The sequence below is a fragment of the Flavobacterium sp. genome (genome assembly GCF_003525665.1).
In the GTDB taxonomy this organism is placed as follows: domain Bacteria; phylum Bacteroidota; class Bacteroidia; order Flavobacteriales; family Flavobacteriaceae; genus Flavobacterium.
On sequence record NZ_DQDX01000037.1, the window covers coordinates 7273 to 14488 of the forward strand.

7 protein-coding genes are annotated in these 7216 nt (G+C 30.2%); all 7 read right to left on the minus strand.

From position 1 onward, the window contains the following. Window positions 1–31 precede the first annotated feature (31 nt). On the minus strand, window positions 32–376 hold the full coding sequence (locus DIU01_RS02740; protein WP_290831729.1) for a hypothetical protein: 345 nt from the start codon (window positions 374–376) through the stop codon (window positions 32–34). Window positions 377–715: 339 nt separating this feature from the next. After that, window positions 716–1429 carry a LytTR family DNA-binding domain-containing protein gene (locus DIU01_RS02745; protein ID WP_290831730.1) on the minus strand — a complete coding sequence of 238 codons (714 nt, stop codon included), beginning with the start codon at window positions 1427–1429 and terminating at the stop codon, window positions 716–718. Between the two features lie 14 nt (window positions 1430–1443). Then, a complete protein-coding gene (locus DIU01_RS02750; protein ID WP_290831731.1) occupies window positions 1444–1761 on the minus strand; it encodes an Hpt domain-containing protein in 318 nt (105 codons plus the stop codon). Next, window positions 1761–3023, minus strand: a complete 1263-nt coding sequence (locus DIU01_RS02755) for an ATP-binding protein (protein WP_290831732.1) — start codon at window positions 3021–3023, stop codon at window positions 1761–1763. Before DIU01_RS02755 ends, DIU01_RS02750 begins: the two co-directional genes overlap by 1 nt. A gap of 39 nt (window positions 3024–3062) precedes the next feature. Next, window positions 3063–4085 carry an ATP-binding protein gene (locus DIU01_RS02760; RefSeq protein ID WP_290831733.1) on the minus strand — a complete coding sequence of 341 codons (1023 nt, stop codon included), beginning with the start codon at window positions 4083–4085 and terminating at the stop codon, window positions 3063–3065. Beyond that, window positions 4085–5218 (minus strand): FIST signal transduction protein, encoded by a 1134-nt coding sequence (locus tag DIU01_RS02765; protein WP_290831734.1) that lies wholly within the window; start codon window positions 5216–5218, stop codon window positions 4085–4087. Before DIU01_RS02765 ends, DIU01_RS02760 begins: the two co-directional genes overlap by 1 nt. An 11-nt stretch (window positions 5219–5229) precedes the next feature. Continuing rightward, a partial coding sequence (locus DIU01_RS02770; RefSeq protein ID WP_290831735.1) for a PAS domain-containing sensor histidine kinase occupies window positions 5230–7216 on the minus strand: 1987 nt, incomplete at its 5' end.

Below are 7216 nucleotides of genomic sequence, written 5' to 3' on the forward strand. Positions count from 1 at the left end.
TTTGTGTTTAAAAAAATAGTTGCTTACTATTTTAGAAATCAAATCCCACTACTTTTCTCACTAAAATAGTGTTTGGTAATACAAGACATTCTTCATCGTCAATAGTAACTTTCTTTAGATAATGACTAATTTGACTATGATATACTATAATTGTATTATCATTGTTTTTAAATTGTTCTAATTCGTGAACTTCTTTTGGTCCAGCCCAGCTCAGATTATAACAATATGCCAGATTGTTCTTTCTAACAAATGTTATGTACTCTTCACACACGGATGTCCATTTTTTTGATACTATATAATATCCTTTGTATGGATTAATTGAATCATACTCTAAATCTTCGATAGAATTGTCGCTGTATGTAATTTTACTTTCCATAGCTTTCAAATTAAATTTATATGATAAACATAAAAATAAAAAAGAAAATAACCAGATTAAAAACACATATAATCGACGAAAAAATAAAAATAGACTCAATTGAGCTCTTTTTCTTACATGAATTTTTAGCTTAAATTTTTATGTAAATAACTGTAAATTTTAAATTTGGAACTGCAATGTTAAATGGTTGAAATGATGTGTAATTTCCAATTGTTAAAAACACAAAACCTTTAATTTTTTCGTTTGCAAAAGTTTGACCTAAAGCAGTAGTGAAATTTCTTTATTAGTTAATACAAAAGTTTGTATTGTTAAACAGCAATAAAGTGTCGACGAATGGTTTTATAATAAGTTCAATCGTTTCATCAATTCAGGACGACTGCTGCGACTTACCGGAACAACATCTTTGGCAATTAAAACGCTATTATCTTCAATATCAATGATTTTTTTGGTATTGATAATGAATGAACGATGTACTTTTAGAAATAAATCTTTAGGTAATTTATCTTCTATTTTCTTTAAAGTAGAATGTACAACATAGTTTTTTGAATCGGTTTTTATGTGAATATAATCGCCTTTGGCTTCCACAACCGTAACCGAATCGAATTCGATTTTAATTAAACGTCGGTCAATATTTACATAGAATTCTTTGGTATTATCTTCTTCAGATGGTTTAACTTCTTTAGAAGATGTTGCACTAGAAATTTGAGCTGCATTTGCTTTAACAATAGCTTTTTGAAAACGTTCTTCAGTAATTGGTTTTACTAAGTAATCTACAATACATTCATATTCAAAAGCTTCGATAGCAAAGTTTCTATCTGAAGTTATCAAAACAACTTTTGGTGGATTTTTTATGGTTTGAATAAAATCAAAACCGGTAAAATCAGGCATATGAATATCTAAAAATATTAAATCAACCTCATTTTGATTCAAATATTTTATGGCTTGCATCGCATTTGAAAATTCTTGAACTAAATTCAATTCTTTATGGTTTGAAATCATTTGAGCAATAATTACTCGTGCTATTTCTTCATCATCAATAATAATGCAGTTCATACGCTAAATAGGGTTTATAATTTAGCTACAAAATCTTGCATCATTTTTAAAATTTTTTCAAAATCAGACTGCAAGTTTGTAGAATTAGCTTTTAAATTCTCTTCATATTCTTCGGCAATATAGTAACTTTTTTCTAGACCAAGAATAGAAACTTTATGTTTCAGCTTGTGAACGCTTTCTGCAGCCAATTTATAATTTTTAGATTGAACTTGATTTTCATAAAAAGCTACTTCCTCAGGTAATTCTTTTTTTAAGATTCCGATGATTTTAGCTTTAAATTCTTCGTTATCACCTGATAACTGATTGATGTATTCTGAATTAGGCTGTTCCATTAGTTTTTTGGTATTGTAAAATAAAATGTTGAACCACTATTTTCTTCACTTTCGACCCAGATTCTTCCTCCTCTAGATTCTATAATTCGTTTTGCTATTGGCAAACCTAAACCAGCCGAATTAAAGTTGTTGTGTAATTTCATAAAGGAGTCAAAAATTCTGTCGATATATTCTTTTTTTATTCCTATTCCGTTATCTTTAATTTTAATAGTATGAAACTCGTCGTTTTCAGTACAATCAATTTCGATTACTGGAGCGTCACTTTTGCTAAAATCGATTGCATTTTGAATTAGATTTTGAAAAACCTGTGTCATTCGTTGTTTGTTACCATTTACAATTGGTAATGCATCTGAAACAATAATCTTAAAATCGGAAGGGATTTCTATCTTTTTCAAACAATCGTTTACAACGTCATTTAAATTGAAATTTGTAGCAACGGTATCTATTTTATCTATGGATGAATAATCTAAAATGGTAACAATAAGGTGATCCATTTTCTCTAGATTTTGCAACATCATATCAAATGACGCTAAGGTTTCATCATCAAATTTGTCGAGATTATCTTCTTTTATCCAATTGATTAGCGCGTTAATATTTCGTAAAGGAGCTTTTAAATCGTGAGAAACTGCGTGCGCATAGTCGCTCAATTCTTTGTTTTGCTTTTCTAGATTTTGTAAAAGAATTTCTTTTTTTTCTTCTTGCTCTTTTATTCGTTCTTCGTTTTCTTTTCGTTGTCTAACATTTACAAGCATGTTGGCAAAAACAAAAAGAATATTTTTTTCATTTTCTGAGTAATCAAATAATTTTTTAACCGAATCAAAACCAACAAAACCAATGAGTTCTCCGTTTTTAATCTTTGGAATTGCTATTAAACTTTGTATTCCTTGTGGTTCTAGAATTGCTTTTAATCCAAATTCTCCATCATCTGGTAACTTACTTACATCTTGAATATAGAAAGCTTCATTTTTTTTATGTGCTTCTAGCCATTGAGGAATGTATTCTACTGGAATATTTTGCAAATTTTGTATTTCTGGCTCAATTCCAGGTGCGCACCATTCGTATGTGTTGTTTGTAGTATTATCTGTAAAATTATAAGAAAAAATATAACTTCTATCTGCCTCAACAAATTCACCCATTTTTTGCAACGAATTATTAATCAATCCATCAATATCTTGTAAATCTGCATTGATATATTCTGTAGATATACTAATTAATAGTTGTTGCAATCGCACCTGTTGATTAATAATTTGATCTTTATCCATATTTAATTAGAATGACTCATTATTATTATTTAAAAGAAGTTACTTTGCTATGGTAAAATAAAATGTAGTTCCAATTGCTTCTTGGCTTTCTAGCCAAATTTTTCCACCATATAAATCGATGATTTTTTTAACGATAGAAAGCCCAATTCCCGATGATTGATCAGTATTTTCTAATTTAGAAAACAAATCAAATATTTTAGATTGGTAGCGTTCTTTAATTCCGATTCCGTTGTCTTTTATGTAAAATTCGATTTCGTTTTCGTTTTCCTTGCTTCCAATTTCAACAAATCCACTTTCTTTATCGTTGTATTTGATTGCATTTTGAATCAAATTTTGAAACAATTGTTTGAATCTAAAATCATTTCCAAACACTTTTGGCATTTCGTTTTTGAAAACTATTTCAATATGATTTGGAACATGAATAGTGCGAGTAACTTCGTCTATTAAAATGTTCAAATCAATCGTTCTATCTTCTATTTCTAATTTATCAATAGATGCATAATCTAAAATTCCTTTGATTAACAAATCCATTTTTTCAACATTGGACAAAATTAAATCGAGTGATTTTTGATTATTTTCATCTAATATTTCGGCATTGTCTTCTTTAAACCAATTAATCAAAGTATCTATACTTCGCAAAGGCGCTTTTAAATCGTGAGAAACCACGTGCGCGTATTCATTCAACGCTTGATTTTGCTTTTCTAAATTTTGAAGCAATTCTTCACGTTGTTTATTAATTCTTACAATTTCTAACGATTGTTCTTTTAGGTAATCGGTAGAATTTAATTGTGTTGAATTGGCTAACAAATTATTTTCTAAATTCATTGAATTCAGAATGGTTTCTAAATTTTTATTAATTTCTTTTAGACTTTTAGCTTCGTCTCTTAGTTTTTGATTGGCTTCAAACAACTCATCGGAACTTATCTTCATTGCGCGTTGCAACAAAGAAATTTGGCTTTCAAAGTTGTTGTAAGAATCGTCTACCGCATTAAAAAATTGATCGATATCATTCAATCCGTTCTTTAATTTTTTTTCAATTTGTCGTTTTAAAAGTGAATTCATTATTCGCTTATCAAAGTTAAAGTCATGGTTTGATTGTGTAATTCGCAAGAAGAATCGCCGTTAAATGGCGCCATTTCTCCATAAGAGTAAAATCCTGAAATGGCTACATTTTCGCCTATAATTTCCTGAACTTGCTCTATTTCTTCTTCGACTCTTTGGTTCATTACTAGTTTACGACCAACACAACTCACAATTAAAGCAATTTGCGGCGGATTTTTACGATTTTTCATTGCGATTTCGGCTGCGTGTTGTGCGCCATCAGCAATACCGTCAATGGATGCCATCATTAATTGCACTCTCGAATTAACTGGAACATCACCAGCTAAAACCATAGAATTATTTTCATTATTAATACTTAAAATAGTTCGAACAACAGGCTCAGTTTTTCCTTCAGGAGTTACATTTAATGGATATAATAACGATGCTTGAGGCAATTCGCTTGCTTTATCACCAAGGTATTTTTTATATAAATCCAAAGCAGGAATACCATCAATTTCAAAGAGAATGTTGGCCTTAGAACTTGTGATTTTTCGTTCTGGACCAAACGGAATCCATCCACCAAAACTAGCAAAAGAAATATCTAAAGTTTCGCCATAAAATCCTATTAAGACTACTTCTCCTTCTTTAGGATTTTCCTTATATGATGCCAATGTTTTTTCAAATCGGGCATCGTCTCCACACATTCCGCCTGTCAATGAAATTGAGCGAGGTTTACCAGATTCTATGCCGTTTATTAACGAACTTCCGTTTACAAAACTACCTTCTGAAACTACAAAAAGATGTTTTAAATTTTCTTTTGGCATTTCATTAAATAAAGATTCGCCCAGTAGTTTTGCTTTTTTATCGTACTTTAAAATGTTATCACTTTTTACAATAAAAGAACTTTTCTCAAATTCGATTGCCGTTACAGAAATGGAATTATCGTTTACATTACAGCAGATAATTTCACCCGAAGTAGAACCAAAAACGATGTGTTCATAAGGAAATTGATTGCGAATATCAGCAATAACAGCTTCATCTTCGAGCATATAACGATTCGCAAAAACCAACACTAATGGGTTTTTTAATTCGATTTTTTCTTGTAAGAATTTCCAATCTTGATTTTCTAGTTTTGAGGCTTGAACTATTTTCATTCGATAAGATTTTATTTATTTAGTTGTACAAAAAAAGTAGTTCCTTTTCCGATTTCGCTTTCAATCCAAATTTTACCATTATAATTATCAACGATTTTTTTTACGATTGAAAGTCCTAAACCAGTAGATTTCTCTGATTTTTCCAACGATTGAAATATTTTAAATATTTTTTCTTGATTTTCTTGAGCAATTCCTGGACCGTTATCTTTAATTGAAAAAATGAAATGTTTTGAGTTTTCTTCACAACTCACTTCTACGGTTCCAATTGGTTTATCAATATAATTTACAGCATTACTTATTAAATTCTGAAACAATTGTTGCACTCTAAATCGATCAGCATCAACAATAGGTAAGCTATTGGTTATAGTAACTGAAATATGATTAGGAATATGAATGATATTAATAATATTTTGGATGACTTCTTGAGTATTTACTTTTTCGCAAACCTTATCAACTTTATCAATTTTTGCATAGGTCAAAATACCCTCAATTAAGTGGTCCATTTTTTCGACTTTGCCTTCAATCATCGACAGATATTGTATTGTTTGTTCGCTAAATTCTTTATCATTATCTTCTTTAATCCAAGAAATTAAAGAATGAATACTTCGTAAAGGCGATTTTAAATCGTGTGAAACAATGGCTGCATAGTCTTCCAGCTCTTTGTTGCTTTTTGCTAAACTTTCTACTAAAAACTCGCGTTGTTGCTCGAGTTCTTTTTTCTTAGTAACGTTTTCTTCAATAGCAAAGTATTTTACAATTTCGCCTTTTTTATTGTACAAGGCTTGACCTTGAACACCGACCCAATATTTTTCTCCTTGTTTAGAATAATTAACAACTTCACAATTAAAAGGCAATCCTTTTGCAATCGCATCTTTCATATACTTGACCGTTTCTGGATTGGTTTCTTCACCTTGTAATAGATGTCCAGGTTTTTGACCAATAATTTCTTCCATTGAATACCCAGACATATCGATAAAACTGGTATTTGCCCATTCTATTTTACCATCAGCGTCAGCAATAATTACCGCATTTATATTTTTTTCGGCAATTAAAGACAATAAATACAATTGTTCTTCTTGTTCTTTTTGTTCGGTAATATCAAGATGAATTCCGATGGAACCAACTACTTTTCCTGTAACGTCATAATTTGGTGCACCACTAATTAGCCAATGACGCTTTTTTCCCAACTTGTCAATTACTTTAACTTCATACGAATCGGTTTTGCCTTCTTCGCGAAGAGTTTCTTTACTTTTAACAGTTTCTTTACTGTCTTTTGTGAGCAATAAATCGGCAGCCTTTTTACCAATTAATTCTTCTGAAGTGTAACCGCTTATCTCTGTAAAACTCTGATTGACTAAGGTGATTACATCATTTTTATCAACTTCTAAAAGTCCGAGATTCATATTAGCAATAATGCTTCTGTATTTTTCTTTTTCTATTTGAAGCCTTTCATCATATTGTTTTTTTTGAGTAATATCTTCAATCATTGCAAAAAACTGAATGAGTTCGCCTCTTGAATTAAAAATAGGTTGTCCTTTAGATTTTGACCAAAAGCTACTCGAATCTTTTCTTCCATGTTTTAATTCTACATCAAAAGCGAGTCCGCCAAAAAAGGCATCTACCATTTTTTTTAACTCTTCCTTATCTGTTTCATCTGTCAATCCAATTTCGATTGGAGTTCGTCCAAAAATTTCTTCTTTCGTATATCCTGTATGCTTTATATAGGCGTCATTACACCAAAATATTTTGCCGTTAGGTTCTGTAAATACAATTCCGTTTTCGTTTGAACTTGCAACTAAGGATAATCTGTTTAATTCTTCCTGCGCTTTTTTCTGTTCAGTAATGTCTCTTCCATATATATTGACATAACCTTCTTCTTTCAAACTTTTGCAAACAAAAGAAAAATCCTTTCCATCGGTTTGAGTTTCAAAAATAAAGCGTTCTTTATCTAGGTCGATTTTTGAAATTATGAATTTAAAAAAATCTTCTGTTTCATAA

What these genes read in the sequence shown, in the direction of transcription:
- DIU01_RS02740 (WP_290831729.1), bottom strand. Translation starts at nt 376, where the DNA reads ATGGAAAGTAAAATTACATACAGCGACAATTCTATCGAAGATTTAGAG.
- DIU01_RS02745 (WP_290831730.1), bottom strand. Translation starts at nt 1,429, where the DNA reads ATGAACTGCATTATTATTGATGATGAAGAAATAGCACGAGTAATTATT.
- DIU01_RS02750 (WP_290831731.1), bottom strand. Translation starts at nt 1,761, where the DNA reads ATGGAACAGCCTAATTCAGAATACATCAATCAGTTATCAGGTGATAAC.
- DIU01_RS02755 (WP_290831732.1), bottom strand. Translation starts at nt 3,023, where the DNA reads ATGGATAAAGATCAAATTATTAATCAACAGGTGCGATTGCAACAACTA.
- DIU01_RS02760 (WP_290831733.1), bottom strand. Translation starts at nt 4,085, where the DNA reads ATGAATTCACTTTTAAAACGACAAATTGAAAAAAAATTAAAGAACGGA.
- DIU01_RS02765 (WP_290831734.1), bottom strand. Translation starts at nt 5,218, where the DNA reads ATGAAAATAGTTCAAGCCTCAAAACTAGAAAATCAAGATTGGAAATTC.